The sequence below is a fragment of the Yersinia sp. IP36721 genome, from assembly GCF_003634395.1.
Taxonomy (GTDB): Bacteria; Pseudomonadota; Gammaproteobacteria; order Enterobacterales; family Enterobacteriaceae; genus Yersinia; species Yersinia entomophaga.
Genome location: NZ_QCZL01000101.1, coordinates 1 through 352 on the forward strand (window position 1 = coordinate 1; position 352 = coordinate 352).

Sequence of the window (352 nt, forward strand, 5' to 3'; positions counted from 1 at the left end):
AATACCCATTAATGAGGATGAGTTTCCGATAAAACCGACCTGGTTCGTTGGTTACATGGCTTTTTAATAAAATATAAGCCCGGTGAGTGACTGTATCTGCCTGAAAATGCTGCGAATTTACTGCCTGAAAACGTCAACGGCGGCGCAATTTACCGGATAAGCCGCCCCTTATGGAATGAAAATCGCCATATACGCCTTCAACGCCCGGCATTCCCGGGGGTTCCCATGCCCTTAAACGCAAAAAGCCCCCCGCAATCGCAGGAGGCTCGGTTCGAGGGCGGCAATGACTTTTATCCGCCTCGCGTCTGTCTTTTTTCCATAGCAAAAACCCCACGCTTTTGGCATGGGGTCT

General features: G+C 50.0%; 1 protein-coding gene. It reads right to left on the reverse strand.

Annotation, left to right across the window (positions count from 1 at the left end):
* Positions 1-133 precede the first annotated feature (133 nt).
* Positions 134-352: hypothetical protein (locus DBA33_RS20855; protein ID WP_205582799.1), on the reverse strand; the 219-nt coding region annotated here is incomplete at its 5' end.